Origin of the sequence: Streptomyces flavofungini, from assembly GCF_030388665.1 — a bacterium.
GTDB classification, from domain to species: Bacteria; Actinomycetota; Actinomycetes; order Streptomycetales; family Streptomycetaceae; genus Streptomyces; species Streptomyces flavofungini_A.
This window is the reverse complement of record NZ_CP128846.1, coordinates 7,504,230-7,530,972: the sequence shown is the minus strand read 5'-3', so window position 1 is coordinate 7,530,972 and position 26,743 is coordinate 7,504,230. Positions and strand designations below refer to the sequence as shown.

Sequence of the window (26,743 nt, the reverse complement as noted above, 5' to 3'; positions counted from 1 at the left end):
TCCTCAAGCGCCGGACGGGCTGGAATCCACCCGCACATCCTCACTGGGGCGCACCGCGAAGGCCCCTACCTGCGCCACAGCGGATGCTCCCGGTCCGCCCAGTCCGGGTCGACCGAGCCGGTGCGCATGCCGCGGCGGGCCTCGGGGTCGCGCAGGGCGAGGGCGATGTGGGCGAGGAGGACGAGCCCGAGGGTGAGGGCGAGCCAGTCGTGGACGAACGTGGAGCTCGTGCGCCACAGGAGCGGGAAGAGCTCGGTGCGCCACATGACGAGCCCCGTACCGAGCATGACGAGCACCGCCCCGCCGACCCACGCGGCGTACACCTTCTGCCCGGCGTTGAACTTCCCCGCCCAGCGCGCCGTCCCGCGCGGATCACGGCGGCGGACGGCGGCGAGCCAACGCCGGTCGTGCGGGCCGTAGCGGTTGAGGAGCCGCAGGTCCGCGCGGAAGGCGCGGGAGGCGAGGCCGAGCAGGAACGGCAGCGGGAGCAGCAGCCCGGACCACTTGTGGACGTCCACCACCAGGGCCCGGCGGCCGACGAGTTCGGCGAGCTGGGGCACGTACAGGCACGCGGCACTCAGCACGCACACGCTCATCAGCCAGGCCGTGCCGCGGTGCACCCATCGCTCGCCGGGGCTGAACCGCGGCACCCGCCCGGTCTCAGGCGGTGGGGTCATCGCTGCGCCCGTTCGACCGGCCGACCCACGCGTCCACGTCATATCCCCTGCGCTCCCAGTAGCCGGGCTCGACCTTGTCGGTGAGTTCGATGCCGGACAGCCATTTCGCGGATTTGTAGAAGTACATGGGCGCGACGTAGAGGCGGACGGGGCCGCCGTGGGCGTGGCTCAGGTCCTCGTCCCGCATGCGCAGCGCCACCAACACGTCGCTCCTGCGGGCCTGTTCGAGGGTGAGGCTCTCGCTGTACGTCCCGTCGAAGCAGGTGAAGCGGACGGCGCGGGCGTCCGGGCGGACCCCGGCGGCGTCGAGGATGCGGGAGAGCCGGACGCCCTCGAAGGGGGTGTCGGGGACCCGCCAGCCCGTGACGCACTGCACGTCACGGACGATCCGGGTCTGCGGGCGCCCGCGCAGCTCCGCGAGGGTGTAGGTGGCGGGGCGGTGGACGAGACCGGTCACCGTGAGGCGGTAGGAGGAGGCGTCCTTGCGCGGTACGGAGGAGGCGACCGAGTAGTAGCGGAAACCGCCGCCGTTGGGCAGGAGCTGGGTGAGGCCGGTGGGGTCCTTGTCGGACGCGGCGCCCAGGAAGCGTTCGAGGCCGCGTTGCAGCGGGGGCGCCGCGGCCACGCCGAGGGCACCGAGCGCGAGCGTGCCGAGGACGAGTCGGCGGCCCACGGGGGTGCCGTCGGCCTCGGGTTGGGCGGCCGGATCAAGCAGTTCGCCGGTGGGAGCACGCCCGTCGGCCGGTTCGCGCCCGTGCGCCGGGGCTCTCTCTTCGCCCGCGTCCCGGTGTTCGGTGGTCACCCCTCGATTCGAGCACCCGCGGGCACGGGAGGCCAGGGCCCGCGGGTGTCCGTCAGCGGTTCGTCACATCCACGCCGTCACATCCGCCGGGGGGTGCCCTCGCGCCCCGCGTCCCCCGCCGCCTTCTCCAGCTGGAACGCCTCGTTGCCGAGGCCGATGCGCGCGTGCGCCGCCGGGCGGGCCTTCTTCAGGTACGCCCCGTACGCGATGCCGACGACCGCCGTGAGGCCGATGATGCCCGGCAGGACCCAGCTCAGCGACGAGTCGGGGCCCGCGCCCACGAGGACGTCGAAGTCCTTGACGGTGTAGCCCGCGATGACGAGCAGCGCGACGGCGGCGAGCGCGGACGCGGTGATCCGCCAGATCTGGGGGCCCGCGGCGCCGCGCCGGACGAAGAAGACGATGACGGCGACGGACGCGGTGGCCATCAGGAGCAGCACGCCGAGCGCGCCCACGTTGCCGCCCCAGGTGAACAGGCGCAGGACGGGAGCGGTCGGGTCGCCGGCGGGGGCGTCGTCGGTGAGGGCGAAGGCGATCACGACGCTGACGGAGATCGCGGTCTGGAGCAGCGAGCCGGTGCCCGGCGCGCCGCTCGCGCTGTTGGTACGGCCGAACGCAGCGGGCAGCAGGCCCTCGCGGCCCATGGCGAAGGCGTAGCGGGCGACGACGTTGTGGAAGCTCAGTACGGCCGCGAAGATGCCGGTCACGAACAGGACGTGGAGGACGTCGGTGAAGGTGGTGCCGAGGCGCGGTTCGGTGAGCCCGAACAGCAGGCCCGCGCTCTGCTGCTGTGCGGCGGGCACGATGCCGGAGGGCCCGGCGGCGACGGTGAGGGCCCAGGAGCTGAGGGCGAAGAAGACGGCGACGAAGCCGACGGCGAAGAACATCACGCGCGCGACCACGACTTGGGGGCGGCTGGTCTCCTCGGCGTACACGGGCGCCTGCTCGAAGCCGGTGAACGCCGCTATGCAGAAGCACAGCGAGGTGGCGACGCCCGCGCCGGTGAGGGTGTCGGGGTTGAAGGCGTGCAGCGACAGGCCCTCCTTCGCCGGGTCGGCGACGGCGGCGATGTCGAAGATGACGACGAGCGCCACCTCGACGAGCAGCAGCACACCGAGCACGCGCGCGTTCAGGTCGATCTTCAGCCAGCCGAGGGCGCCGACGATCGCGACGGCGACGAGGGCGGGGATCCACCAGCCGACGGTGACTTCGGCATACTTTTCGAGCAGCCCGGCCACCTCGAAGCCGAGCAGCCCGAACAGGCCCACCTGGAGCACGCTGTAGGCCACGAGCGCGACGGCGGAGGCGGCCGCGCCCGCGGTGCCGCCGAGGCCGCGCGAGATGTAGGCGTAGAAGGCGCCGGCGTTGTGGACGTGCCGGCTCATCTCCGCGTAGCCGAAGCTGAACAGGGCGAGGACGACGCCCAGTATCAGGAACAGCAGGGGCTGGCCCACCACGCCCATCACGCCGTACGTCGTGGGCATGACCCCCGCGACGACCATGAGCGGCCCGGTGGCGGCGAGCACGGAGAGGAGCAGGCCCGCGGTGCCGAGGCGGCCCGCGCGCAGGGCCCGTTCCTGGCCCATGTAGGTGCTGATGCCGCCCTGACGCGGGACGGACTTGCCGCGGGATCCGGTGCCGCCGCGGCTGCTGCTTGCACTGGTGCTCGAACTGCCCGTCGCCATGGCGCGGTTGTCCTCTCCGCCCGCAGGGGGCCGTTGGTCGTGCGTCTCCTGTGCCGGTGGTCGTGCGTCTCCTGTGCCGGGTGGTGCGTGTCACGTGCGGGTGGTGCGTCTGCTGTGCAGGGGTGGTGCGCAGTCGCGAGGGGTACGCGGTCAGGCCGTGCCGAGTGCCGCGCCGCGGGCGGCGAAGTAGGCCTGGTGCGGATCGCGGTCCGGGTAGGACCAGGGGACCTCGGTGGCGTACCGGCCGATGCGGTGGAACAGGGCCGCGGACTCGGCGGCCCGGCCCTCGCAGAACCTCGCGTGGGCGAGGAAGTTGAGGTCGACGAAGGCACGCGGGTGCACCGACCGGTGCGGCATCTCCCACTCGAGCCACCAGTCGAAGGACGACTTCATCACCTGCCGGGCGCGGCGGCTCGTCCAGTGTCCCGAGGCGACCGGGTCCTTGTTCTCGCTGCCCACGGTGGCGAGCACGCGGTAGCGCTCGGCGTGCGCGACCACCGGGAGCACGGCCAGCGGCGAGTGGTCGGGGGCCTGTTCGGCGGCCCACGACGCGAAGTCGTACACCTCGTGCAGCGGGTCCTGGCCCGCGCCGGGCCGCCGCTCGGCGAGGCGCGCGACCATCAGGTGGTGGGCGTGGTGGTGCTCGGGGTGGCGGTGGCGGACCTCGTCGAAGAGGCGTACGACGTCCTCCTCGTGGCCGAGGCTGCGCTCCAGGAGCAGCAGCGCGAGCCACGGGGTGGGGTCGGCGGGGACGAGCGCGGCGGCCTCGCGGCAGGCGGCGCGGGCCTTCTCGGAGCGTTCCTTGCCACGCAGCGCCCGGTGCACGGCGGCGAAGGCGAGCAGGGCGACGGCGTCGACGCTCTCCGGTTCGGCGAGCCGCCAGTCGCGGGCCCAGGCCGCGGTGGCGGACTCGCGCCCGAGGACGTCGAAGCGGTGGCCCCTGCGGTCCCAGTCGTCGCCGGTCGCGGCGAGCAGCGCGCGCGCCTCGGTCCAGCGCCCCTGGGCCAACGCGGCGCGGGCGGTGACGAGTTCGGCGTCGTCGAGGGCGGCGTCGAAGGCGTGCGCGGCCTTCTTGCGGGAGCGGCCGAGCGGCGGGGGCGGAGGTGGAGACACCGCTGGACGTCCTCCCCGACGCGTTGGGCGAGCGTGTGATTACGCACAGCAAAGCGGTACACGATACTCCGCGTCAAGGCCTCGTCACCGTCAGCCCCGTGCGCGACTCCTTACCCAACTCCGGCTCCGGGCACCCGACTTGGCCGTCCGACGCGGCCCGCCCGCTTCGGCCCCGACCGGCCGGCCCCGCCGGACACCTCCTAGCCGACCGCCTGCCCCGCAGCCCGCCCCGCCGCACGACCCGAGAACAGGCAGCCGCCGAGGAACGTCCCTTCCAGGGAGCGGTAGCCGTGCACTCCCCCGCCGCCGAATCCGGCGGCCTCCCCGGCCGCGTACACGCCCGGCAGCGGGTCGCCGCCCTCCTGGAGCACGCGCGAGGACAGGTCGGTCTCCAGGCCGCCCAGGGTCTTGCGGGTGAGGATGTTCAGGCGCACGGCGACGAGCGGGCCCGCCTTCGGGTCGAGGATCGGGTGCGGCGCGACGGTCCTGATGAGCCGGTCGCCGACGAACTTGCGCGCCCCGCGAATCGCGTTGACCTGCAGGTCCTTCGTGAACGGGTTGACGATCTCGCGGTCGCGCGCGGCGATGGTGCGGTGCAGCGCGGCCTCGTCGATGAGGGGTTCCTTCGTCAGGGCGTTCATGCCCCGCACCAGCGCGCCCAGGTCGCGCTCCACGACGAAGTCGGCGCCGTGGTCCATGAACGCCTTGACCGGGCCCGGCACGTCGGCCCGCGCCCGGTCGATGACGCCGCGCACGGACTTGCCCGTCAGGTCCGGGTTCTGCTCGGACCCGGAGAGCGTGAACTCCTTGCCGATGATGCGCTGGTTGAGCACGAACCACGTGTGGTCGTACCCGGTGTGCATGATGTGGTCCAGCGTGCCGAGCGTGTCGAAGCCCGGGAACAGCGGTACGGGCAGACGGTTGCCGCGGGCGTCCAGCCACAGCGAGGACGGTCCCGGCAGGATGCGGATGCCGTGCTTGTCCCAGATCGGGGCCCAGTTCTCGATGCCTTCCGTGTAGTGCCACATCCGGTCGCGGTTGATCAGGTGCGCGCCCGCGCCCTCGGCGATGCCGAGCATCAGGCCGTCCACGTGCGCGGGCACGCCCGAGATCATCTTCTCCGGCGGGCTGCCGAGGCGCTCCGGCCAGTTGGCGCGGACGAGGTCGTGGTTGCCGCCGATGCCGCCGGACGTGACGATCACCGCCTGGGCGCGGAGCTCGAACGAGCCGGTGACCTCGCGGCTGCTCGCCTTGCCGCGCTCTACGCCGGAGGGCTCGAGGACCTCGCCGCTCACGGTGTCGACGACGCCGCCCGTGCGCGCGAGGCCCGTGACGCGGTGGCGGAACTTGAACTGCACCAGGCCGCGGGCCGCGCCCTCCTGGACGCGGCGCACGAACGGGGCGAGGAGGCCGGGGCCCGTGCCCCACGTGATGTGGAAGCGGGGGACGGAGTTGCCGTGGCCCTGGGCGTCGTAGCCGCCGCGTTCGGCCCAGCCGACCACCGGGAAGAAGCGGACGCCCTGGGCGTGCAGCCAGGGGCGCTTCTCGCCCGCCGCGAAGTCCACGTACGCCTCCGCCCACTTGCGGGGCCAGTGGTCCTCGTCGCGGTCGAAGGCCGCCGTGCCCAGCCAGTCCTGCAGGGCGAGTTCCCTGTGGTCCTTGATGCGCATACGGCGCTGTTCCGGGGAGTCCACGAAGAACAGGCCGCCGAAGGACCAGTGGGCCTGGCCGCCGAGGCTCTGTTCCGGTTCCTGGTCGACGAGGATCACCCTGCGGCCCGCGTCGACGAGCTCGGCGGTCGCCGTGAGGCCGGCGAGGCCCGCGCCGATCACGATCACGTCTGCGTCGTAGGCCATGGGGGCTCCTCTGGGGGTGAGGTGTTCGGCTGGCGGGGTTACCGGTGGGTCAGATCCTGGGTGGGGCGGGGGGTGGAGTCAACTGTCGGGGGTGGGTTGTGGCCCTGCGGGGCGGGCTGACGGTGCCGGGCTGTTGGTGAGCCGGTGGGAGTTCAAGCAGGTGGGTGTGGAGACAGCCGCTCCGGCGTTTGAGGAGCGGGGGCCTGGGGCGGAGCCTCCCAGGGGGTGCTGTTGGATGGAGGGATGGATATGGGTGGGGCCGCCGATCCGGCGGACGAGGTGGTGGATGTCGTCGACCAGGACGACAACGTCGTGGGGACGGCGCCGCGCGGCGAGGTGTACGCCCGCGGCCTGCGGCACCGCTGCGTGTTCATCGAGGTCCGCGACGCCGAAGGCCGCGTCTTCGTGCACCGCCGCACCGCGGACAAGCTGGTCTTCCCGTCCCGGTACGACATGTTCGTCGGCGGTGTCGTCGCGGCGGGCGAGTCGTACGAGGACGCGGCGCTGCGCGAGGCCCAGGAGGAACTCGGCGTCAGCGGACTCCCCCGCCCCGTACCGCTGTTCAAGTTCCTGTTCGACGACGGCGCCGGGCGCACCTGGTGGTCGTTCGTGTACGAAGTGCGCTGCACGACCCCGGTCGACCCGCAGCGCGAGGAGGTCGCCTGGCACGACTTCCTCACGGACGAGGAGCTGGCGCGGCGGGCCACGGAGTGGGCGTGGGTGCCGGACGGCCTCGACGCGTACGAGCGGATTCGGGCGTTCCGGGCCGCGGAGTAACCTGACGCGGCCCAGAGCGCCCCGGTCACCCGGTGCGCCCGGCGTCGCCCGGTGCGCCCGGCGGGCGACGGCCGTGCCGGGCGACCTATCGTGCAACGGTGAGCACCTTCGTACAGAGCCTGCGGCTGTGGTTCGCCCCCGAGCGCGTCCGGCAGGAGGGCGAGACCCCCGACTACCGCTTCTCCCTCGCCAACGAACGCACCTTCCTGGCCTGGCTGCGCACCGCGCTCGCGCTGATCGGTGGCGGCTTCGCCGTGGACCAGTTCCTGCCCGACCTGCGCTGGGGCGTGCGCGTCGGCCTCGCCCTCGCGCTGCTCGCCGCCGGTGTGCTGTGCGCGCTGCGCGCCGTCAACCACTGGGTGCGCTGCGAGCAGGCCATGCGCCGCGGCGACGACCTGCCCGCGTCCCGTTTCCCGGCGCTGCTCGGCGTGGTGGTGGCGGTGGTCGCGGTGGCCATGGTGGTGGTCGTGGTGTTCGGGTGGGAGGGGTGAGCGAGGCCGCGGGCCCCAGGGCCGGGGGTGCCAGTGGGGCCAGAGACGTCAGTGGGGCCGGGGGTGCCGGTGGGGCCGGGGGCGCCGCCCTCCAGGCCCCCGCGCCCCGCGACCCCGGCCTCCAGCCCGAGCGCACCCGCCTCGCGTGGCGGCGTACCACCCTCACCTGCACCGTCGCCGCGGTGCTCGGCGCCCGGGCCGCGCTGCGCGACGGGGCGTCCGTGGTGGCCGCCGTCGCGTGCGCGCTGTGTCTGCTGCTGTGGCTGGGTTTCCTGGTGGTGGCGCACCGCCGGATGACCACGCTCACGGCGGCCCGCCCGCGCGCCCTGAGCCGCCGCGCCGCCGCCGCGGCGACCGTGTGCACGGGGGCGCTCGCGGTGTGCGCGGCAGCGCTGATCCTCTAGCCGAGCCTCACCCGATCTCTGGCCGCGACTCCGCCCCGGGCCGCCGTCCGGGCCCTGGCCCGGTCCCTGGCGGGTCGCCAGCTGGGTGCCCGCTCCCCTGGGCCAGGCCTCCGCCCGAGCGGCCCCGAGCGGCCCCGAGCCCAAAGGAATCCCGCCCCCGGCCTGCCCCGAACCTGCTCCCCACCCCCTGGGCGGTCCCCTGAGCCGACTCCCCCGCCCCTCCCCTCTCCCCCCTCCCCTCTCCCCCCTCCCCACTCCCTTCCTACCGCCCGCCCTCCTCCGCCCAGTCCACCCGCACCACGATCTTGCCCCGCGTCCGCCCCTCCTCCAGGAGGCGGAAGGCGTCCGCCGCCCGGTCCAGGGGGAACGTCTCCTGGACGTGGACGGTGAGGACGTCCTGTTCGACGAGTCCGGTGAGGCGGGTCAGGTCGGCGGCGTCGGGGCGGACGAAGCAGTACTGGCCGCCGAGGGCGGCGACGGAGCCGTCGGCGATGGAGGCGAGGCGGCCGCCGGGGGCGAGGAGGTCCGCGGAGAGTTTCAGGGTGTCGCCGCCGATCGTGTCGAAGGCCGCGTCGACGCCCTCGGGGGCGAGGGCGCGCACCCGCTCGGCGAGTCCGTCGCCGTACACGACCGGCTCCGCGCCGAGCTCGCGCAGGTAGTCGTGGTTGCGTTCGCTCGCGGTGCCGATGACGCGGGCGCCCGCGTGCCGGGCGAGCTGCACGGCGAAGGTGCCGACACCGCCCGCGGCGGCGTGCACGAGCACGGTGTCGCCGTCCGTGACGGACAAGGCCCTGTGGATGACCTGGTAGGCGGTGAGCCCGGCCAGGGGCAGGCCCGCGGCCTCCTCGAAGGTGAGGTTGCGCGGCTTGCGCGCGAGGGTGCGCACCGGGGCCGCCACGTACTCGGCGAGGGTGCCGCGGGAGAGGAAGTCCTCGCGCACGTAGCCGATGACCTCGTCGCCGACGGCGAACTCCGGGGCGGCGGCCCCCGGCTGGACCACCACGCCCGCCACGTCCCAGGCGGGGATCACCGGGAAGACGGTGTCCAGGACGGCGTCCAGATACCCCTCGCGGCACTTGTGGTCGACGGGGTTGAGGGCCGCGGCACGCACCTTGACGAGGACGGAGTCCGGTCCGACCTTCGGGTCGCGCACGTCGCCGTACTCGAGGACGTCGGGCCCGCCGTACGCGCGGTAGCTGATCGCTTTCATCGGGTCGCCTCACGGAGTCAGAGAAGTAGTGAAAAGCTTTCACAACGGGATCAAACAGGCATCGGGGACTAGCCTGAGAGAGTCACCCGGCACGGCCGACAGGGACAGCTCCCGCACGGAAGGCGCAGTCATGACCACGCTCCACCAGGAACACGCGGCCCACGACCACACCCACAGTCCGGACTGCGGCCACCAGGCGGTGCCGCACGGCGACCACGTCGACTACGCCCACAACGGCCACCTGCACACCGCGCACGACGGCCACTACGACGAGTGCGAGCCGAGCGAGCACGTCACCCACGAGGGCCACGACCACCAGCACGGCGAGGGCTGCGGGCACGAGGGCGTACTCCACGGCGATCACGTCGACTACGTCCACGACGGGCACCGGCACGCCGCGCACGACGGCCACTGGGACGACCACTGAACCCTCCTCCCAGGGCGCCCGGTCACCCCTTCCCCGGCCGGGCGCCCGCCTGCACGGCATCCGCACGGCACCCGCGATCCTGATCACGTTCCGCCCGGACCCTCTGGACGACATACCGACTGGTCGGCATCATGAACGGCAGCGTTGGCACCACCGACCCCCGTCCGCTGCCCGTCGTTCATGATCAGGAGCGATCCGCCCATGAGTCCAGACCGCCCCCTCGGCCCGCCCGGCCTCGACCTCGACCGGCTGCGCGGCCACCTCGACCGCGAACGGCCGGGCCTGCTCGCCGCGGGCCCGCTCACGGCCCGGCTGATCGAGGGCGGCAGGTCGAACCTCACGTACGCCGTGACGGACGGGACGAACCGCTGGGTGGTGCGGCGCCCGCCGCTCGGACACGTCCTCGCCACCGCGCACGACATGCGGCGCGAGCACCGGGTGATCAGCGCCCTGCACCCGACGGACGTGCCGGTGCCGCGGCCGGTGCTGCTGTGCGAGGACGAGGAGGTGCTCGGCGCCCCGTTCTACGTGATGGAGTTCGTGGCGGGCACGCCCTACCGCACCGCGGAGCAGCTCGCGCCGCTCGGCCCGGAGCGCACCCGTGCCGCCGTGCTCGGCCTCGTCGACACCCTGGTGGACCTGCACGCCGTGGACCCGGAGGCGGTCGGGCTCGGCGACTTCGGCCGGCCCGAGGGCTTCCTCGACCGGCAACTGCGGCGCTGGGGCAAGCAGTTGGACGCCTCCCGCGGCCGTGAGCTGCCCGGCATCGAGGAGCTGCACGCGGCCCTCGGCCGATCCCTGCCCGCCTCCCCCGCGCCCACCGTGGTGCACGGCGACTACCGCCTGGACAACGTCCTGCTCGACACCTCGGGCGACGCCGACCGCATCACCGCCGTCCTCGACTGGGAGATGTCCACCCTCGGCGACCCGCTCACCGACCTCGGCCTGCTCGTGATGTACAGCGTGCGCCTCGAGGTACCCGACTCGCCCGTCAGCACCACGGCGGGCGCCCCCGGCCACCCGGACCCGGCCGAGCTGATCGAGCGCTACGCCGCCCGCTCCGGCCGGGACGTCACCGCCGTCGCCTGGTACACGGCGTTCGCCTGGTTCAAGCTCGCCGTGATCCTGGAGGGCATCCACTACCGCTACACCCTCGGCCAGACGGTCGGGGCGGGCTTCGACCGCATCGGCGAGCTCGTGCCCGTCTTCATCGAGCACGGCCTGACCACCCTGTCGGAAGCCTGACCCGGCACCAGCCTGAGAGGACCCGGACACCACCATGCACTTCGCATACGACGCCCGCACCGAGGAACTCCGCGGCCGGCTGCTCGCCTTCATGGACGAGCACGTCCTGCCCGCCGAGCCGGTGGCCGAGGAGCAGCGTGCCGCCCTGGCCTCGCCGTGGGACACGCCCGCCGTCGTCGGGGAGCTGAAGGCCGAGGCCCGCCGCCAGGGCCTGTGGAACCTCTTCCTGCCCGACGCGCGCTACGGAGCGGGCCTGACGAACCTCCAGTACGCGCCGCTCGCCGAGATCACCGGCCGCAGCCCGCACCTGGCGCCGACCGCCCTCAACTGCGCGGCACCGGACACCGGCAACATGGAGGTGCTCGCCCAGTTCGGCACGGACGAGCAGCACAAGCAGTGGCTGGAGCCGCTGCTCGCGGGCGAGATCCGCTCGGCGTTCGCCATGACGGAACCCGAGGTGGCCTCGTCGGACGCCACGAACATCACCACGCACATCGAGCGGGACGGCGACTCGTACGTCATCACGGGCCGCAAGTGGTACATCTCCGGAGCGATGAACCCCGACTGCAAGGTCTTCATCGTGATGGGCAAGACCGACCCGGACGGCGCCGACATCCGCCGCCAGCAGTCGATGGTGCTCGTGCCCCGCGACACGCCGGGCGTCGAAGTGCGCCGCGCGATGCGGGTGTACGGGTACGAGGACCACTCCCACGGCGGGCACGCGGAGGTGGTCTTCGACGGGGCCCGGGTGCCCGCGGCGAACCTCGTCGGGGAGGAGGGCGGCGGCTTCGCCATCGCCCAGGCGCGGCTCGGTCCCGGCCGCATCCACCACTGCATGCGGCTCATCGGCATGGCCGAGCGGGCCATCGAGCTGATGTGCCGCCGGGCCGTGGAGCGCACCGCGTTCGGCAAGCCGCTGGCCCGGCAGGGCGTGGTCCAGGAGTGGATCGCGGACGCGCGGGTCGCGGTCGAGCAGGTGCGCCTCCTCGTCCTGAAGACGGCCTGGCTGATGGACACGGTGGGCAACAAGGGCGCGCACACCGAGATCCAGGCCATCAAGATCGCCACGCCCCGGACCGTCGTGGACATCCTCGACCGGGCCGTCCAGCTGCACGGCGCGGGCGGCGTGAGCCAGGACTTCCCGCTGGCGGAGCTGTGGGCGGCGGCGCGCACGCTGCGGCTCGCCGACGGTCCCGACGAGGTGCACCAGCGGTCGCTGGCGCGGCGGGAGTTGAAGCGGTACCTCTGATTCCGGCACGGGGGGGGGCGGCGGGCCGGCGGCCTGCCGCCCCCTCCGGTCCGGCCTCCAGGTCTCCGGGCCTACGGCCGCAGCGCCCGCAGCAGCAGGTCCGCCAGGTGGTCGGCGACCTGCTGCGGCGTCAGGGAGCCGTCGGGGCGGTACCACGTCGACAGGTGGTGCACGGAGCCGAAGTGGTAGTCCACGACGAGGTCCGCCGGGGTCGCCGTGGAGAAGACCCCGGCCTCCTGGCCCTCCTCGATCAGGGCGCGGAACCGCTCGTGGTAGCGGCGCCGCTCGGCCCGCACCTGCTTGTGCTTCTCGGGGCTGAGGTGGTGCATCGACCGGAAGAAGATCGAGGCGTCGTCCAGGTTCGCGATGGTGGTGACGACGACGTCGGCCGCCGCGGCCCGCAGCCGCCGCTCCACGGGCTCGTCCGCGTCGGCGAACGCGTCGAGCCGCTCCTGCTGCACCCGCAGCATCCGCGCGTACACCTCGTGCAGCAGGTCGTCCTTGGACCCGAAGTAGTGGTAGAGGGCGCCCTTGGTGACGCCTGCCGCCTCGACGATCTCCTGCACGGACGTGCGGTCGTAGCCGCGGTCGGCGAAGAGCCGGGTGGCGGCGGCGAGCAGCCTCTGCGGGACGGGCGTACCGTCACCGTCCGTCGTTCTGGCCACTGCCGCCACCTGCCTTCCGTTGCATGCTGTTCTGGTCTTCCAGCCGTCCCGCCGCGATCCACCGCGGGTCTTCATGGACGGGAACGCGGTTCCCGCCGAAGGATCTTCCCATTCGCGCTCCCCGGCGGCGTCTTTAGGACCTCCACCGCACGGGGGTACTTCTGCGCGGCGGCGGCCCGGGGTCCGCTCACCGCCCGGACGCCTCCCACTTCTGCTGGATGTGGTTCATGCTCGTCAGCCACTTGTCGGGGGTCGCGGCCCGCGCCTGGTAGTACGCGGCGACCTCGGGGTGCGGCAGGATCAGGAAGCGGTCCTCGGCCATGCCGGCGAACAGCGCGTCGGCGACGTCCTCGGGCTCGATCGCGGTGGGCGCGAGGACGAGTTCCCCGGCGGAGCCCGCGGCGGTGAGCATGTCCGTGCGCACGCCCTGCGGGCAGATGGCGTGGACCTTGACGCCGCGGTGACGGTAGGTCAGGGACAGCCATTCGGCGAAGGCGTACGCCCCGTGCTTGGTGACGCTGTACGGCGCGGCGCCCACCATCGTGAGCAGCCCGGCCGCCGACACCGTGGACACGAACCGGCCCTCGCCCCGCTCCAGCCAGCCGGGGATCAGGGCGTCCGCGGCCCGCACGTGCGCCATCACGTTCACGTCCCAGGCGTCGGCCCACACCCGCTCGGCCGCGGCCTCGGTGCCGCCGGACGCGAGGCCCGCGTTGGCGCAGTACACGTCGACGGTGCCGTCGAGCGCGGCCATGGCGTCGGCGACGACCGCGGAGGCGTCGCCGGGCAGGGCGACGCCGCCCACCTCGGCGGCCACCTCCGCCGCCCTGGCCGCGTCCAGGTCGTTCACGACGACGCGGGCCCCGGCGGCGGCGAAGCGGCGGGCCAGCGCGGCCCCGATCCCGCCACCCGCTCCGGTGACGACGACTCCCTTGCCCTGCAGGCTCTCCACGGACGGTCTCCTTCGGCCTCGATCACGTTCTCCATCGCAGACTAACCAGTCGGTATGTTGTGCCGGAAGGGGGTCTCCGGTCCCGGTGGCCCCCGCCTCCTGGTGGAGCGAACCCCACCCTCGGACGGGGTGCCTCCGGGATGGTCGCGCGGTCCGCGGCACGGAATCGTGATCTTCATGGAGAGCACGATTGCCAGGAGGAAGAACATGGCACGCACCACCTCGTCCCGGGCCTCGCTGATGCTGGTCACGGCGGTCGGGACCGGGGCCCTGCTGGCGCCCGCGGCCACGGCCGCCACCCCGCGCCCCGACAGCCCGGTACGGGCCATCGAGAGCGCCGCGCACCCGCTGCGCGCCACGGGCCCCGCCGGGTCGACGAAGGACCTGCGGCCCCTCGGCCGCATGGTGGGCGACGCCAAGGTGGTGGGACTCGGCGAGGCCACCCACGGCACGCACGAGTTCTTCACCATGAAGGACCGGCTGTTCCGCTACCTCGTCCAGGAGAAGGGCTTTCGGACCTTCGCCCTGGAGGCGAGCTGGAAGACCGGACTGCGCTTCGACGCCTATGTGCGCGGCGGCCCGGGAGACGTGCGCGAGCTCGTCCGCCAGGAGCTGTCGAAGGGCCCCTGGTACAACCAGGAGTACATCGAGCTGCTCGCCTGGATGCGGCAGTACAACGAGCGGCACCCGCAGAGCCAGGTGCGCTTCCTCGGCAACGACCTCAACAACCCGGACATGGGCGTCGAGCTGTACGACGCCGTGACCGACTACGTCCGCCGCCACGAGCCCGGCCGGCTCGACCGGCTCAAGGCCCTGTACGCGCCCCTGCGCAAGGTCACGGACGGCGACGCCCACCTGGCCCTGCCCGTGGCCGAGCGCGCCCGGCTCGCGAAGCAGGCGCGGGCGGCCTACGAGCTGGTCAAGGGCATCCAACCGGACCGCAGGGGAAAGAAGTTCGGGCTGATCCTGCAGCACGCCCGGTCCGTCATGCAGACCGCGGAGATCTACGCCTTCGACACCGACACGCCCGCCGGGGTCAAGGGGGCGATGCTGTACCGCGACCGGATCATGGCGGCGAACACCGTGTGGTGGCAGCGGCACACCGGCGGCAAGGTGCTCGCGTCGGCGCACAACGCCCACGTCGGGTACGAGTCGCGGGACCCCAACTACCCGAAGATGCAGGGCTCCTTCCTGCGGGACGCGCTCGGCACGAAGTACCGCAGCATCGGGTTCACCTTCGACCAGGGCTCGTTCATGGCGACCGGGCCCCAGGACTCGAAGTGGAAGCCCCGGACCGTGGGCGCGGCCACGCCCGGCATGAACGAACACACCCTCGACAAGGTCTCCTACGACGACTACTACGTGGACATGCGCACCGCGCCCGCCGCCGCCCGCAAGTGGCTGGACAAGCCCCGCCCGACCCGCAGCATCGGCACCGCCTACCCCGACGGCCCGTACGAGATCCGGCTCGGCGCGAACCACGACGTCCTGATCCATCTGCACCGGACCACGGCCGCCCACCGGCCGCAGTAGCCCCGTCGGTGGCTCGGCCGGTCAACTGCTGAGCCACCAGCGCCCGTTGTCCTTCGCCAGGGCGTCCCAGAGCAGGTTCAGGGGATGGTTTGCGTCGTACGAGGCGCGGTCGCCCCGCCGCGTGAAGACGCCGACGAGGACCTCGGTGCGCGGCCCGACGTCGCCGGTCACGTCGAGGCGGCGCAGGCCGCCGGCCTCGGGGAGGCTGCCGGACTCGGCGGCCTCCGCGATGCCGCGGGTGACGAGCATCGCCCCGCTGACCACGCCGGAGCGCAGCAGTTCGAAGCCGTAGTGGGCGGCCTCGATCTCGGCCGCGATGGACATCTCCTTGCGGAAGTCGGCGCCGTACCAGGCGGTGAGGAAGCGGGCGATGAGGCCGCCGGCGGAGACCACCAGGGGCAGGCCCGGCAGTTCGCTCGCGCCGACCGCGTCGGCGGGCAGCTTCTCCGGCGGCAGGTTCGTGAGGATCGACAGGCCGCTGCGCCGCCACTCCACGATCTCGTACGGCTCCAGCTCGGCCTCCTGGCCCTCCGTGACCACGATGCTGCCGCAGACCAGGTCGAGTTCCTTGGACCGCAGCCGGGCGAAGAGGTCGCCGGTGCGGACGTGGGTGACCTTCAGGTCCACGCCGCGGCGTTCGTAGGCGTCGCTGACGCGCTCCACGGCGTCCAGGAGGAAGCCGAGGGTGTAGCGGGTCGAGCCGACCGAGAGGGTGCGGCCGAGGCGGCGGCGCGCGTCGTGGATGCCGTCCGACCAGGCGGACAGCGTGCTGCGCGCGAGCGCGACCAGGTGTTCCCCGGTGGCGGTGAACAGGACGTCCTTCCCGCGGCCCCGCTTGAGCACGAGTGCCTCGCCGCACAGCGCGCCGAACGTGCGGTTCATCGTGTCCAGTTGCTTCTGGACGCTGGACTGCTCCCGGCCGAGCTGGCGCGCGGCGGCGAGCGCCGTGCCGGTCTCGTGCACGGCGAGCAGCGTACGGAGCTGATCCATCGTGGTGTCCAGCAGTTCCGCGGGGTACTGCGTGGGACCGTTTAAGGCCATGCGAACTTACTCTCTCCAACTCCCTTTGAGTTTTACGGCATTGCAGCATAGCCGCCGCGGAAACTGATCCCTCGATCACCCCAGATTATCTGGGGATTTCTTACAGGAAATGCTGGCCGTGTTCGTGGCGCCCATGGAATGGTCGAGACAATCCCACTCGAACCTTCATCTCTGCGAGGAGAGTCGCACCCGTGAGTCAATACCAGGTCGCGCCCGCGCCGGTCGGCCCCCGCCGCGCGGCCCGCGCACACCGCGCGGTCCGGCGGCCCGGCACGCTGACCACTCTGGTCTGGACCTCTGCCATATCCGTGGTGTCCGCAGTCGTCGGCGCGGTGCTCGTCTTCGCCGGCGGCAATGACATGGCCGACGAGAACATCAGGGACGTCATCGACGACCATCCGGATGTCGTCGGACTGCCGTCGAATACGACAGCGGCCGACATCAAGTCCCTCTCGGGGCCCATCTGGGACGATCTCGTCAGTGACCGCGCCGGGGCGCTCACGGCCCGCGCCGGATTCGCCATTTTCACCGCCGTGTGTCTCCTTCTATTCACGCTCTGCGTCCGCAAGAAGGCGGCTACTTGGGCCCGCGTATTCATTACCATTTCGGGCGTCGTTGCCTTGTTCCCCCATGTCCTCATCTTGGGTGACTACGAACCCGAATCCGTCATGGCGACGAGCTTCGTGGCACTGCTCACGGTGCTCGTGGCCGTCGTCTGCTGCTGGCTCCCGCCCACCAACCGCTACGCCCGCGACCAGAAGACGCCGCGCCCGCCCGCCGCCGTGCCCTACGGCGCCCCCGCCCACCCCGGCGACCGGATGCCCTACTGACCGCGCGCCCCGCAGACCCACGCGGGAACCGGTGCCGCCGCCCGGGGGACGGCACCGGCTCCCGCGTGTTCCCGTTGAGCTCCCCGCGTGTTCCCGCGCGACATCTGGCCATGAGCGCCGCACGGCAGGACCATGCGGTCGTGGAGCCCTACTGGGAACTGACCTTCGACGCCGACGGGGACGTCGACGCGGCGCAGCGCGACCGGCTCCTGTCGGGCGCGGAACGCGAACGCGTCACCGACCTGCTGGTGTTCGCGCACGGCTGGAACAACGACCAGCGGATGGCCCGGAAGCTGTACCGGCGCTTCCTCGCCCCCTTCGATGAGCTCGCCGCAGCCGGGGTCCGCCTCGGCCACGTCGGCGTGCTCTGGCCCGCGATCCGCTTCCCCGACGAGCCGACCCCGGACTTCGAGCCGTCCGCGGGTCCGGCCGCGGCCGCTTCCGGGTCACCGCCCGCCGCCCCCGCCGCCCCCGCCGCGCCCGGCGACCCGGTCCTCGACGAGGCCACCCGCGCCCTGCTGTCCCGCACCTTCCCGGGCCCCGCGCAGGCCGCCCGGCTCGACCGGCTCGCGGCGCTGCTCCAGGAGCGGGCCGAAGTCCGCTCCCGCCTCGACGAGTTCGCGCGGCTCGTCCGCGATCTGGTGGCGGTGCGCGACACCAGCCCGGCGCACGAGTTCGCCGACGACCTCGGCGCGGGCGAGCCCGCGATGCTCACCGACGACGCCGTCGAGGTCTGCGAGGTCTTCCTGGCCATGCTGGAGGACGTCCGCGGCGCGCAGTTCCTCGACGGGGCGCGGCGGCGGCTGTGGCGCGGCGCGAAGGAACTGCTCCGGCAGGGCACGTACTACGCGATGAAGCGCCGGGCCGGCGCCATCGGGCAGCTGGGCCTGGGCCCCGCCCTCGGTCTGCTCGCGGGGGACGTGCCGGACGTGCGCGTGCATCTGATCGGGCACAGCTTCGGGGCCCGCCTGATCTCGTACGGGCTGCGCGGCATGCCCGCGGGCGTGCGCTGCGTGAAGTCCGCCACGCTGCTCCAAGGGGCCTTCTCGCACTACGCGTTCAGCCCCCGGCTGCCCCACGACCGCTCGCGCGGCGGGGCGCTGCGCGGAGTGGAGCGGCGGGTCGACGGGCCGCTCGTGTGCTGCTTCTCGCGCCACGACGACGCGCTCGGCAAGCTCTATCCGCTCGCCTCCAAGCTCGCCGGCGACTCCGCGGGCTTCCTCCATCTGTGGGAGCGCTGGGGCGCCCTCGGGTTCGACGGGTTCAAGGCCGTCGACGGGGCCAAGCGGGTGGCGCTCGGCGGGGCCCTTCCGGCCCGGGGGTGCGTGAGTGTGGACGTGGCGGCCGTGGTGCGGCGGGGCGGCCCGCCCAACGGCGCGCACAGCGACATCTGCCATGCCGAACTGGCTCGCGCGGTGTGCGCCGCCGGACGGATCGCCCTCGCCTGAAACGGGGTTCACCGGGAGTCGGCCGGACAGGGCGGTCCCTGTCCGGCCGGAGTGGTCCTCCTCCCGCGCCGGTCACCGGTGCCGGGGGAACTCCACCACCTGCTGGTAGGTCGGCCGGTTCTGCCACTGCACGGCGCGGTGCGTGATGCCGCCGACGGCCCGGTGGATCACGGCGTCCGCGCACCACTGCTCGCCCGCCTTGCAGCTCGCGTCACCGGGGTAGACCTCTGACGCCGGTTTCGCGACGGCCCGCTCCAGGCTCTTCAGGAGCACGTCACGGCACGCGTCGAGCTTGCCGTCGCCGCAGTACGCCTCCTTCGTCCAGCCCTCGACGGGCTGTCCGAGCACGGTCCGCAGGTCCTTGTCGGCGTAGCCCCACCAGCCGTACTGGAAGGCCGACCCGGCGTGCGCCCCGGTCGGTCCGTGCCCGGCCGACGGCGCCTCGTCCACGCCGAGTTGCGCGGTCAGCGCGCCGTAGAGGCCGTCCCCGAGGCCGGGTTCGAACGCGGCCTCGACGAGCTGCGGCCACCAGGCGTCCATGATCCGTACGGCGTCGGGGTGGGCGTAGACGTGCGAGCCCTGCGCGGTCTCCTTGCGCTGCGAGCCCGCCTTGCGCCAGGCCTCCAGCTGCTGCACGGCCTGGGCGAGCCGTGGGTCGTCGACGGCCTTGCTGCGGATGACCTCCAGGAGTTCGGGAAGCACCTGTTCGCCGCGCAGGTCGGTGACGGCGGCCTCCGCCATGGCCCGGGTGAGCGAGGCCCTGGTGACACCGCCCTCCTCGGTGAGCTTCTTGACGCGGTCGTCGAGCAGGTCGCCGCGGTGCACGGCGCTCATGCCGAAGCCGGCCGCGCTGAAGTCCTTGGCCTGTTTGTTGTTCCAGGAGATGTAGTAGTCCTGGTTGACCGAGTTCGGGTGCTCGGCGGCCGGTGTCTGCGCCGAGGTGTTGTCGGCCGGGTCGAAGTCCCGCCATTCGTAGGCCTGTTGGCCCTTCACCGGGAAGGACGGGTCGATGCCGTCGGCGCGCCGGGGGTTGGCACCGCTGTTGTAGTACGCGATGTCGCGGGAGTCGGCGTAGAACCAGTTGAAGGCGTAGGAGATGTGCTGGGCCGCCTTCTGGAAGCTCGCGGCGTCCTTCACGTACGACGGGTCGTTGAGCATCTGGAAGCCGATGATCGAGTCGGCCTCGTGCCGGTAGGTGGAGCGCAGCGAGACGTACGCCACGGGCTTGCCGTCGACCGTCGCGCGGTGCGTGACGATGCCGTAGTTCGTGCGGAAGACCTGCATGCGGTAGGAGCCCGCCGCCGTGGAGTCGGCGACGGTCGGCTTCCAGGCGTTCTTGCGCTCCAGCTTGTCCATCGGGGTGCAGGTGCCCCGGTAGAGGTAGTGGGTCGCGTCCTTGCCGGGGGTGCCGCCGCCGGGCGCGCACAGTTCGACGGCGTACGTGTCCGTGATGTCCTGGCCCGCGGACGTCGCCGACCACGCGTAGTCCTGGCCGCGGCCGAGCTGGACGTACATGCCGACGCCCGCGAAGGAGACGCCGCGCGCGCTGATGCCGGGGCCCTGGAGTTCCTGCTGCATCAGGAGCTGGGGCGCGAAGTAGCCGGTCTGGGGGCCGAAGACGGCGACGGGGTTGCCGCTCGCGGTGTGCTTGCCCGAGACGAGCAGGGCGTTCGACATGCCCTTGCCGTGCGCGGGGTTGCCCGCGGAGGCGAACAGGTCGGCGGGCAGGACGCCCTTGTCGTACATGCCCTGGAGCGGCTTCAGCTTCTTCGGGGCCGCCACCGGGTCCTTGGGCGCCTTCGCCGGGTTCTTCGCCGTGGCCTTGGCGCCGCCCTCGCGGTCGTACACGAGTTGCTCGCGCTCCACCGAGCCCGGGTCGGGCAGGGCGGCGCCGCGCGCCTTGTCGGGCTTGCCCGCGTAGGGGAAGCTGCTGCCGTCGTGGATGGTCTGCACGGTCTCGGGGTCGTTGCGGGCGCGGAACTTCTCCCAGACCTCGGTGCCCTTCTCGACGCCGTACTTCTGCTGCGCCGCGAGCAGCGAGAGCGCCGACTCGACCTCTCCGCCGCCGCCGTTGCCGAACAGACCGCCGACCACGGAGGCCAGCGCGATCATGTCGGTGATCTTGAAGGGCTGGATCTCGCCGACGTTCGTGATCGCGTCGATCTTGCCGGTGAGGACGTACTCGCCGGGGAAGTAGCGGCCGTTCTTGGCCTTCTCGCGGTAGGCGTTGAGGCCGTCGACGTAGGCCTGCGCGTCCTCCATGGCCCGCTGGCCGCGCTCGCCCTGCGTCTGCCGGATGTAGTCGACCTGGCGCTGGAGGTCCGCTTCCGTGTACGGGGCCTGCGGCCAGAACTGCTGCTCCAGGCCCTGGTTCGCGGGGGCGCCGCCCGCGAACGGGGTCAGCTCGCCGCGGCCGATGTGCCGGAACAGGTCGATCAGCCAGAGCCGGTCCTGGCCCGCGGCGAAGCCCGCTCCGAACTCGGTGCCGTAGCGGGTGGTGCCCTGGATGTGCGGAATGCCGTACTTCTTGTCACGGGTGATCGTCACGTCGTCCCGCGGCTTGGTGACGGAGGCCACCTGGTCGGGCTCGACGCCGAAGGAGGCGTCGTTGAAGAACTCGGTGAGCTTGCCGTCGGTCAGCGAGGGATAGCCCGCCGCGAGCGCGTCGTAGGGGCCCAACTGGTCGTCGGCGTGGGCGGGCTGGGTGCCGAGGACGCGGTGGCTGAGGATCTCGGCGAGGGTCGCGCTGCCGTTCGCGCCGGGCGGCAGGATGTCCGCGCAGCGGTCACCGCAGTAGTCGGTGACGGGCGCGGGTTCGGCCGCGGCGGCGCCGGGACCCGGCGCGAGCAGCAGACCGGCCCCGAGGACAAGGGCCGCTGACATCGTGAGGGTTCTGAGCCGTGCGGTGCGTCGTCGCATGGGTGCTCCTCCGGGTCCTTGGGGTCCTGGGGGCCCTTGGGGTCCTGTGGGTCCTGCGGAAGGCCGTCGCGGCGGAGGTTACTGTCGGGTTGCCGAACCTGAAAGATGAACAACCGTCGCCTTTTCACAACCGCCACATGGCCCGGGAGCGCCGATCGGTGCCCGATCTGGCCGGATCTTCACAGGCATCGCCGTTGACCTGCGGGGAACGCGCTGATGGGAGGCCATCGAAAATTGGATGGCACCAAAACGTGAGTCGATACGTCTACTCGATGCCCCTCGGGTGCGGGGCGACTTCCCGCGGCCCGGGGCGACGTCCGAGAACGTGTGACGGAGGTGCAGGGCGATGGCTGGATTCCGGAGTCTCGCGAGACAGGTGCGTGATCCCCAGAGCGATCTGGCACTGCGGCGGTACTCACTGCGCAAGTGCCTGGAGAGATTCGCCCCTTACGGTCACCGGGCGACCTGGGACCACCTGTGTTCCCGGTTCGGGTTCGGCCCCGAGGACCGCTCACCCGACCCGGCGCGGCTCGTGGCCGCGCTCGACGAACTGGAGGCGGCCCGCGCGGTGTGGCTGGCCTACGAGGAGAGCTTCGCGCGCCGTCGGCGGCGGGAGAAGCACGACGGCCTGCGCCGCCCCGGCAGCGTCGACGACTGGCACCGCTGCACCTGGGGCGGCCGCGGGGTCGCCTGGTGCGACGACCCCGGCGTGCACCCGTCCGCGCCGCTCCCCGACGTGCTGCGCAAACTCATCGACGCCCTGGAGCGAGAGCCCGGCGCCGCCTGCCCCGTGTGCGGCGACACGGCCCTCGAATGGCGCTACGGCCTGGCGCACGAACCGTCGTCGGGCCCCGTCTGCACGAGCTGCGGCATCGTGGTCCCCGCCCCCGTCCTCTCGCCCGAGGCCGTGCGGAACGCCAGGATGCGGCACTCGCGCCCACTGGTCTCCGCGTGAGAGCGACGGAGCAGGCACACGGCGGACCCCTCGCGGGCCCGCCGGTCCACCCCTGACCCTCAGGGCCTGGCGACGTCCGTGAGGATGGCCAGCTTGAACTCGGCCAGCATCAGCGGCGCGGCGAGCTTCACGTCGCCCGGTCCGCGCGCGGATATCTTCAGGCCCACCGGGGTCCCGGGGTGCACGAACATCTGCCAGGTGTACGAGCGGTACTGCCCGCCCCGGGTGGGGACGGCGTCCGTGGTGGCGGTGGAGTCGTAGCCCGTCGACAGGTTCAGCGGATCGCGCACGAACCGCGCGCGGTACTCCGTCGGACGGTTGTCCGGCTCCCAGAAGACCATCGCCGACAGCGTTCCCCATCCGTCGTGACTCGGCCATATCAGGCCCGAGCGGGCGTCGGGGAACCGCGACGGAGTGGTGAAGCCGTGCGCCGGGTCATGCATGCGCCAGGGGTCGTACTGCTCCTCGCCGGCCTCGTACGGGAAGCGTACGAGGTGGTACCCGTCGCTGTCGTAGGTGATCTTCTGGCGTCCGCTGCGTGCTGCTTCCCACTTCAACGAACAGATGACGACACTCATCCCGTTCCCCCGTGTCCTGTAGGCGTGTGTTGTGGACGTGCGCTGTAGGCGCGTGCTGTCGGTGTGTGGTGACGGCGTGCTGTGATGGCTCGATGCAGGTATGTCTGAACGGCGCCCGTGGCGCGGACGACGGAGCGGCCGTGCCGCTGTCGCCCGGGGACCTGGCACGATCGGCGGCCGAGGCGGTCGCCGCCGGCGCACTTGATGTCCATGTACACCCCAAGTCCCCCTGTGGGGAAGACACTTTGGCGCCACGCGCGGTCGCGGCCACCCTGGACGCGCTGCGCGCCGCCGTCGCGGTGCCGGTCGGCGTGACCACGGGCGCCTGGGCCGAACCCGACCCGGCGGCGCGCGCGGCACGGGTGCGGGCGTGGACCGTGCTGCCCGACCACGCCTCCGTCAACTGGCACGAGCCGGGCGCGGAGGACGTGGCGCGGGCGCTCCTCGAACGGGGCGTGGGCGTCGAGGCGGGCATCTGGTCCGGCACCGACGGCGCGGAGCGGTTCGCGGCGTCGCCGCTCGGGCCCCGGGTGCTTCGGGTCCTCGCGGAGGTCACCGACCGGGATCCGGCGACGGCCGAGGCGTCGGCGCGGGCGCTGCTCGCGGACATCGGCGACGCGCACGGCCGCCCGGTGCTGCTGCACGGCGAGGAGGGCGGCACCTGGCCGGTGCTCGCGCTCGCGGGGCGGCTCGGGCTCGGGCGGCGGATCGGCCTGGAGGACACGCTGGTGCTGCCGGGCGGGGAACGGGCGGGGTCGAACGCGGAGTTGGTGGCGGCGGCGCTCGGGCGGTGAGGGCGGCGGGCCGGTGAGGCGGCGCTCGGGGCGGGGTGACGGCCGGGCCCGGCGGCCGGGCCCTCTCCGGGCGGGGCCTGCGGGGTCAGGCGCGGCGTTCGCCCATCAGGCGGGAGCCGATGATGCGGGCGCCGAACTCGTCGTCGGGGTTGGACAGGACGCAGGTCTCCAGGGACAGACAGCCGCAGCCGATGCAGTCCGTGAGGTGGTCCCGCAGCCGCCCCAACTGCTTGATGCGCTCGTCCAGCTCGGAGCGCCAGGTCCGGGACAGCGCCGCCCAGTCCTCGCGGTTGGGCGTGCGCCCCTCGGGCAGCTCCGCGAGGGCCTGACCGATGGTGGCGAGCGGGATCCCGACGCGCTGCGCGGCCCGGATGAAGGCGACGCGGCGCAGCGTGTCGCGGTGGTAGCGCCGCTGGTTGCCCGAGGTGCGCCGGCTGCTGATGAGCCCCTTGGACTCGTAGAAGTGCAGGGCGGACACGGCGGCGCCACTGCGCGCGGCCAGCTGTCCGACCGTGAGCTCGTGGACCTTCTCTGGGATCTGGGGCACCCCTCGAAGCCTACTTGCTGGTCCGTTGACAGCGGTCGGCGGCACCCCGCATGCTGAGCAAGCGCTTAGTTCACCTACGTCCGGGAGGCCGGGGACATGGCAGAGCCGAGGATCTTCACGTCAGCCGAGGAGCTGCGCGCCGCGGTCGGCGAGCAGCTCGGGCACAGCGACTGGCTGGAGGTCGACCAGAAGCGGATCGACCTGTTCGCGGACGCCACGGGCGACCACCAGTGGATCCACGTGGACCCGGAGCGGGCCGCGGCGGGCCCGTTCGGGACGACGATCGCGCACGGCTATCTCACGCTGTCGCTGCTCCCGGTGCTGGTACCGCAGGTGCTGCGGGTCGAGGGCATGAGGATGGGCCTCAACTACGGCACGAACAAGGTCCGTTTTCCCTCCCCCGTGCCGGTGGGCTCACGGGTGCGCGGGACGGCCGTGCTCACCTCGGTGGAGGAGACCAAGGACGGCGGTGTGCAGGTGACGGCCGCGGTCACCGTGGAGCGCGAGGACGGCGACAAGCCCGCCTGCGTGGCGGAGTCGGTGTCGCGCTACTACTTCTGAGCGGCACTGCTGCCGAGCCGCACCGCTCCTGAACCGCATCGCTCCTGAGCAGCCCCGACGGTTCCGGGCCGCCCGCTACCGCTGGGGCGCCCCCACCATCCGCAGCACGAGGTCGGCGTAGAGCGCGCCGACCTCGTCCGGCGTCCTGCGCCCCCCGACGTCGAACCAGCGGGCGACGTCGATGCACAGGGACAGCACGGCGAGCGTGGTGCCGGGCACGTCGGGGACGTCGAACTCGCCCGCCCGCACGCCGTCGTTGATGATCTCCCGGACGGCGGCGTCGGAGAGGCGGCGCAGGACCACGATCTCGGCGCGGTGCTCGGCGCTGAGCGCGTCGAGTTCGTACTGCACGACCCGGGCGGTGGTGTGGTGCCCGGCGTGCCAGCGGACGAAGGAGCGGACCGCGGCGGAGAGCCGGTCGGCCGCGGTGCCCTCGCCGTCGGCGGCGGCGCGCAGGATGGCGAGCGCCTTGTCGTGGCCGAGCCTGCTGATGCGGTGGAGCAGCTCTTCCTTGGTCTTGTAGTGGATGTAGAGCGCGGCGGGGCTCATGCCGGCGCGGCCCGCGATGTCCCGCGTCGTCGTCGCGTGGTAGCCGCGCTCGGCGAAGGCGTCGACGGCGGCGATCAGCAGCCGCCTCGCCGCGTCGGGACTGACCTCGGCCCACGGCTGTTCCTCGCCGAGGGTCTCCTTCGCCGCACCCATGCGCGCTCCTTCCACGTTCAGGACAGTCACCCTACCCTGAAGGTGAGCAAGCGCTTAGGCAAGTGGGCGCCGTGACAACCGGGCCCTCAGAACGCGGACACCCCGGTCAGCGCCCGCCCGATGACCAGCTTCTGGATCTGGCTCGTGCCTTCGTAGAGGGTCATGACGCGGGCGTCGCGGAGCAGCTTGCCGACCGGGTACTCGTCGATGTAGCCGTAGCCGCCGAAGACCTGGAGCGCGTTGTTCGCGGCGCGCACCGCGGCCTCCGAAGCGAACAGCTTGGCCTTGGAGGACTCGGTCGCGAACGGCAGGCCCCGGTCGACGAGGTCGGCGACCCGCCAGGTGAGCAGCCGGGCCGCGTCGACGTCCACGGCGATGTCGCTGATCAGCTCCTGCACCAGCTGGTGCCGGGCGATGCTCTTGCCGAACTGCTCGCGCTCGCCCGCGTACGCCACGGCCGCGTCGAGCGCCGCCTGGGCGATCCCCACGCACCCCGCGGCCACCGACATCCGCCCCTTGGCCAGCGCCGACATCGCCACCGCGAACCCCTTGCCCTCGGGTGCGAGCATCGCGTCCGCGGGCACCCGCACGTCCTGGAGGACCAGCTCGGCGGTGGCCTGGCCGCGCAGGCCGAGCTTGCCGTGCACGGGACGGCGGGTCAGGCCGGGGCTGTCGGCGGGCACGAGGAAGGCGGAGACGCCCTTGTGGCCGGGGGTGTCGTTGGTGCGCGCGAAGAGCAGCACCACGTCGGCCCAGGTCCCGTTTGTGATGAACATCTTGGAGCCGTTCACGACGTACGCGTCCCCGTCGCGGACCGCCCGGGTGGCCAGATTTCCCGCGTCCGAACCGGTGCCGGGCTCGGTCAGGCCGAAGCACCCGACGTGGGCGCCGGACGTGAGCCCCGGCAGCCAGCGCCGCTTCTGCTCCTCGCTGCCCCAGGCCGCGACGGACTTCGCCACCAGGCCGAGCGAGACCGACACGATCCCGCGCACCGAGGAGTCGCCGCGCCCCAACTCCTCCGTCACCAGGCAGTACGCCAGGTGGTCGCCGCCGGAGCCGCCGTACTCCTCGTCGATGGTCAGCCCCAGGAAGCCGACCTCGCCGAGCCGCCGCACGATCGACTTGTCGACGCTCTCGGCCCGGTCCCACGCGGTCACGTGCGGGGTGATCTCGCGCTCGACGAAGTCCCGGGCGAGCCGCCGGGCGGCGTCCTGCTCGGGCTTGAGCTCCAGATTCATCGCGGCCACCTCACGCTCGGCTCCAGCACTCCCGGATCGTCCCC

Annotated in this window: 26 protein-coding genes; 12 read left to right on the top strand and 14 right to left on the bottom strand. The window is 72.7% G+C overall.

What is annotated here, in order from left to right:
- Positions 1 to 65: 65 nt before the first annotated feature.
- The 5 genes from QUY26_RS32285 to QUY26_RS32265 form a co-directional block, all read right to left on the bottom strand.
- Positions 66 to 677, bottom strand: coding sequence for a cytochrome b/b6 domain-containing protein (locus tag QUY26_RS32285; protein WP_289952927.1), 612 nt, complete (start codon positions 675 to 677; stop codon positions 66 to 68).
- Entirely contained in the window at positions 661 to 1,392 is a 732-nt protein-coding gene (locus tag QUY26_RS32280; RefSeq protein ID WP_289956231.1) for a molybdopterin-dependent oxidoreductase, read from the bottom strand. The genes QUY26_RS32285 and QUY26_RS32280 overlap by 17 nt, the downstream gene beginning before the upstream one ends.
- A 164-nt stretch (positions 1,393 to 1,556) precedes the next feature.
- Positions 1,557 to 3,164, bottom strand: coding sequence for an APC family permease (locus tag QUY26_RS32275; protein ID WP_289952925.1), 1,608 nt, complete (start codon positions 3,162 to 3,164; stop codon positions 1,557 to 1,559).
- A 150-nt stretch (positions 3,165 to 3,314) separates the two neighbouring features.
- Positions 3,315 to 4,277, bottom strand: coding sequence for a hypothetical protein (locus QUY26_RS32270; RefSeq protein WP_289952924.1), 963 nt, complete (start codon positions 4,275 to 4,277; stop codon positions 3,315 to 3,317).
- Between the two features lie 200 nt (positions 4,278 to 4,477).
- The gene (locus tag QUY26_RS32265) at positions 4,478 to 6,133 is read right to left on the bottom strand and encodes an FAD-binding dehydrogenase (protein ID WP_289952922.1); all 1,656 of its coding nucleotides are present in this window, start codon (positions 6,131 to 6,133) and stop codon (positions 4,478 to 4,480) included.
- Positions 6,134 to 6,376: 243 nt separating this feature from the next.
- Between QUY26_RS32265 and QUY26_RS32260 the strand changes: the two genes are divergently transcribed.
- From QUY26_RS32260 to QUY26_RS32250, 3 genes are all read left to right on the top strand, one after another.
- Positions 6,377 to 6,910, top strand: coding sequence for an NUDIX hydrolase (locus tag QUY26_RS32260; RefSeq protein WP_289952921.1), 534 nt, complete (start codon positions 6,377 to 6,379; stop codon positions 6,908 to 6,910).
- A 98-nt stretch (positions 6,911 to 7,008) separates the two neighbouring features.
- Positions 7,009 to 7,401, top strand: a complete 393-nt coding sequence (locus QUY26_RS32255) for a YidH family protein (RefSeq protein WP_289952920.1) — start codon at positions 7,009 to 7,011, stop codon at positions 7,399 to 7,401.
- Complete coding sequence (locus QUY26_RS32250; protein ID WP_289952917.1) at positions 7,398 to 7,805, top strand: DUF202 domain-containing protein; 408 nt, start codon at positions 7,398 to 7,400, stop codon at positions 7,803 to 7,805. The genes QUY26_RS32255 and QUY26_RS32250 overlap by 4 nt, the downstream gene beginning before the upstream one ends.
- A 262-nt stretch (positions 7,806 to 8,067) precedes the next feature.
- Here the strand turns inward: QUY26_RS32250 and QUY26_RS32245 are convergent, their stop codons facing one another.
- The gene (locus tag QUY26_RS32245) at positions 8,068 to 9,015 is read right to left on the bottom strand and encodes an NADP-dependent oxidoreductase (protein ID WP_289952913.1); all 948 of its coding nucleotides are present in this window, start codon (positions 9,013 to 9,015) and stop codon (positions 8,068 to 8,070) included.
- Positions 9,016 to 9,145: 130 nt separating this feature from the next.
- Here QUY26_RS32245 and QUY26_RS32240 point away from each other — a divergent pair, with 130 nt between their 5' ends.
- The 3 genes from QUY26_RS32240 (at position 9,146) to QUY26_RS32230 (ending at position 11,936) form a co-directional block, all read left to right on the top strand.
- Positions 9,146 to 9,442 carry a hypothetical protein gene (locus QUY26_RS32240; protein ID WP_289952911.1) on the top strand — a complete coding sequence of 99 codons (297 nt, stop codon included), beginning with the start codon at positions 9,146 to 9,148 and terminating at the stop codon, positions 9,440 to 9,442.
- A gap of 201 nt (positions 9,443 to 9,643) precedes the next feature.
- Complete coding sequence (locus QUY26_RS32235; RefSeq protein WP_289952910.1) at positions 9,644 to 10,687, top strand: phosphotransferase family protein; 1,044 nt, start codon at positions 9,644 to 9,646, stop codon at positions 10,685 to 10,687.
- Between the two features lie 34 nt (positions 10,688 to 10,721).
- On the top strand, positions 10,722 to 11,936 hold the full coding sequence (locus QUY26_RS32230; protein WP_289952909.1) for an acyl-CoA dehydrogenase family protein: 1,215 nt from the start codon (positions 10,722 to 10,724) through the stop codon (positions 11,934 to 11,936).
- Positions 11,937 to 12,007: 71 nt separating this feature from the next.
- On the opposite strand, the gene QUY26_RS32225 is transcribed toward QUY26_RS32230, so the two are convergent.
- Positions 12,008 to 12,601: a TetR/AcrR family transcriptional regulator gene (locus QUY26_RS32225; protein WP_289952905.1), complete on the bottom strand. Its 594-nt coding sequence runs from the start codon at positions 12,599 to 12,601 to the stop codon at positions 12,008 to 12,010.
- 187 nt (positions 12,602 to 12,788) lie between these two features.
- Positions 12,789 to 13,553: an SDR family oxidoreductase gene (locus QUY26_RS32220; protein WP_289952902.1), complete on the bottom strand. Its 765-nt coding sequence runs from the start codon at positions 13,551 to 13,553 to the stop codon at positions 12,789 to 12,791.
- 207 nt (positions 13,554 to 13,760) lie between these two features.
- Here QUY26_RS32220 and QUY26_RS32215 point away from each other — a divergent pair, with 207 nt between their 5' ends.
- Positions 13,761 to 15,086, top strand: coding sequence for an erythromycin esterase family protein (locus tag QUY26_RS32215; RefSeq protein ID WP_289952900.1), 1,326 nt, complete (start codon positions 13,761 to 13,763; stop codon positions 15,084 to 15,086).
- Between the two features lie 21 nt (positions 15,087 to 15,107).
- Here the strand turns inward: QUY26_RS32215 and QUY26_RS32210 are convergent, their stop codons facing one another.
- Complete coding sequence (locus tag QUY26_RS32210; protein ID WP_289952899.1) at positions 15,108 to 16,127, bottom strand: LysR family transcriptional regulator; 1,020 nt, start codon at positions 16,125 to 16,127, stop codon at positions 15,108 to 15,110.
- A gap of 311 nt (positions 16,128 to 16,438) precedes the next feature.
- Here QUY26_RS32210 and QUY26_RS32205 point away from each other — a divergent pair, with 311 nt between their 5' ends.
- Positions 16,439 to 16,957 (top strand): hypothetical protein, encoded by a 519-nt coding sequence (locus QUY26_RS32205; RefSeq protein ID WP_289952897.1) that lies wholly within the window; start codon positions 16,439 to 16,441, stop codon positions 16,955 to 16,957.
- Positions 16,958 to 17,067: 110 nt separating this feature from the next.
- Positions 17,068 to 18,405: a serine-threonine protein kinase gene (locus tag QUY26_RS32200; RefSeq protein WP_289952896.1), complete on the top strand. Its 1,338-nt coding sequence runs from the start codon at positions 17,068 to 17,070 to the stop codon at positions 18,403 to 18,405.
- A 72-nt stretch (positions 18,406 to 18,477) separates the two neighbouring features.
- Here QUY26_RS32200 and QUY26_RS32195 read toward each other — a convergent pair whose 3' ends face one another.
- Positions 18,478 to 21,324 (bottom strand): penicillin acylase family protein, encoded by a 2,847-nt coding sequence (locus tag QUY26_RS32195; RefSeq protein ID WP_289952895.1) that lies wholly within the window; start codon positions 21,322 to 21,324, stop codon positions 18,478 to 18,480.
- A 346-nt stretch (positions 21,325 to 21,670) separates the two neighbouring features.
- Here QUY26_RS32195 and QUY26_RS32190 point away from each other — a divergent pair, with 346 nt between their 5' ends.
- Complete coding sequence (locus tag QUY26_RS32190; protein WP_289952894.1) at positions 21,671 to 22,279, top strand: hypothetical protein; 609 nt, start codon at positions 21,671 to 21,673, stop codon at positions 22,277 to 22,279.
- 59 nt (positions 22,280 to 22,338) lie between these two features.
- Here QUY26_RS32190 and QUY26_RS32185 read toward each other — a convergent pair whose 3' ends face one another.
- Positions 22,339 to 22,857: a hypothetical protein gene (locus tag QUY26_RS32185; RefSeq protein ID WP_289952892.1), complete on the bottom strand. Its 519-nt coding sequence runs from the start codon at positions 22,855 to 22,857 to the stop codon at positions 22,339 to 22,341.
- A gap of 92 nt (positions 22,858 to 22,949) precedes the next feature.
- On the opposite strand from QUY26_RS32185, the gene QUY26_RS32180 reads away from it, so the two are divergent.
- On the top strand, positions 22,950 to 23,651 hold the full coding sequence (locus tag QUY26_RS32180; RefSeq protein WP_289952891.1) for a 3-keto-5-aminohexanoate cleavage protein: 702 nt from the start codon (positions 22,950 to 22,952) through the stop codon (positions 23,649 to 23,651).
- An 85-nt stretch (positions 23,652 to 23,736) separates the two neighbouring features.
- On the opposite strand, the gene soxR is transcribed toward QUY26_RS32180, so the two are convergent.
- The gene (soxR, locus tag QUY26_RS32175; RefSeq protein ID WP_289952890.1) at positions 23,737 to 24,198 is read right to left on the bottom strand and encodes a redox-sensitive transcriptional activator SoxR; all 462 of its coding nucleotides are present in this window, start codon (positions 24,196 to 24,198) and stop codon (positions 23,737 to 23,739) included.
- Positions 24,199 to 24,294: 96 nt separating this feature from the next.
- Here soxR and QUY26_RS32170 point away from each other — a divergent pair, with 96 nt between their 5' ends.
- A complete protein-coding gene (locus tag QUY26_RS32170) occupies positions 24,295 to 24,759 on the top strand; it encodes a MaoC family dehydratase (protein ID WP_289952889.1) in 465 nt (154 codons plus the stop codon).
- A 75-nt stretch (positions 24,760 to 24,834) separates the two neighbouring features.
- On the opposite strand, the gene QUY26_RS32165 is transcribed toward QUY26_RS32170, so the two are convergent.
- Positions 24,835 to 25,461: a TetR/AcrR family transcriptional regulator gene (locus QUY26_RS32165; protein WP_289952887.1), complete on the bottom strand. Its 627-nt coding sequence runs from the start codon at positions 25,459 to 25,461 to the stop codon at positions 24,835 to 24,837.
- Between the two features lie 86 nt (positions 25,462 to 25,547).
- Positions 25,548 to 26,699: an acyl-CoA dehydrogenase family protein gene (locus QUY26_RS32160; protein WP_289952886.1), complete on the bottom strand. Its 1,152-nt coding sequence runs from the start codon at positions 26,697 to 26,699 to the stop codon at positions 25,548 to 25,550.
- Between the last annotated feature and the right edge of the window lie 44 nt (positions 26,700 to 26,743).

Coding starts and splice junctions, on each gene's coding strand:
- QUY26_RS32285 (WP_289952927.1), bottom strand. CDS start 677: ATGACCCCACCGCCTGAGACCGGGCGGGTGCCGCGGTTCAGCCCCGGC.
- QUY26_RS32275 (WP_289952925.1), bottom strand. CDS start 3,164: ATGGCGACGGGCAGTTCGAGCACCAGTGCAAGCAGCAGCCGCGGCGGC.
- QUY26_RS32265 (WP_289952922.1), bottom strand. CDS start 6,133: ATGGCCTACGACGCAGACGTGATCGTGATCGGCGCGGGCCTCGCCGGC.
- QUY26_RS32260 (WP_289952921.1), top strand. CDS start 6,377: ATGGATATGGGTGGGGCCGCCGATCCGGCGGACGAGGTGGTGGATGTC.
- QUY26_RS32245 (WP_289952913.1), bottom strand. CDS start 9,015: ATGAAAGCGATCAGCTACCGCGCGTACGGCGGGCCCGACGTCCTCGAG.
- QUY26_RS32240 (WP_289952911.1), top strand. CDS start 9,146: ATGACCACGCTCCACCAGGAACACGCGGCCCACGACCACACCCACAGT.
- QUY26_RS32235 (WP_289952910.1), top strand. CDS start 9,644: ATGAGTCCAGACCGCCCCCTCGGCCCGCCCGGCCTCGACCTCGACCGG.
- QUY26_RS32230 (WP_289952909.1), top strand. CDS start 10,722: ATGCACTTCGCATACGACGCCCGCACCGAGGAACTCCGCGGCCGGCTG.
- QUY26_RS32215 (WP_289952900.1), top strand. CDS start 13,761: ATGGCACGCACCACCTCGTCCCGGGCCTCGCTGATGCTGGTCACGGCG.
- QUY26_RS32210 (WP_289952899.1), bottom strand. CDS start 16,127: ATGGCCTTAAACGGTCCCACGCAGTACCCCGCGGAACTGCTGGACACC.
- QUY26_RS32200 (WP_289952896.1), top strand. CDS start 17,068: ATGAGCGCCGCACGGCAGGACCATGCGGTCGTGGAGCCCTACTGGGAA.
- QUY26_RS32195 (WP_289952895.1), bottom strand. CDS start 21,324: ATGCGACGACGCACCGCACGGCTCAGAACCCTCACGATGTCAGCGGCC.
- QUY26_RS32190 (WP_289952894.1), top strand. CDS start 21,671: ATGGCTGGATTCCGGAGTCTCGCGAGACAGGTGCGTGATCCCCAGAGC.
- QUY26_RS32185 (WP_289952892.1), bottom strand. CDS start 22,857: ATGAGTGTCGTCATCTGTTCGTTGAAGTGGGAAGCAGCACGCAGCGGA.
- QUY26_RS32180 (WP_289952891.1), top strand. CDS start 22,950: ATGCAGGTATGTCTGAACGGCGCCCGTGGCGCGGACGACGGAGCGGCC.
- QUY26_RS32170 (WP_289952889.1), top strand. CDS start 24,295: ATGGCAGAGCCGAGGATCTTCACGTCAGCCGAGGAGCTGCGCGCCGCG.
- QUY26_RS32165 (WP_289952887.1), bottom strand. CDS start 25,461: ATGGGTGCGGCGAAGGAGACCCTCGGCGAGGAACAGCCGTGGGCCGAG.
- QUY26_RS32160 (WP_289952886.1), bottom strand. CDS start 26,699: ATGAATCTGGAGCTCAAGCCCGAGCAGGACGCCGCCCGGCGGCTCGCC.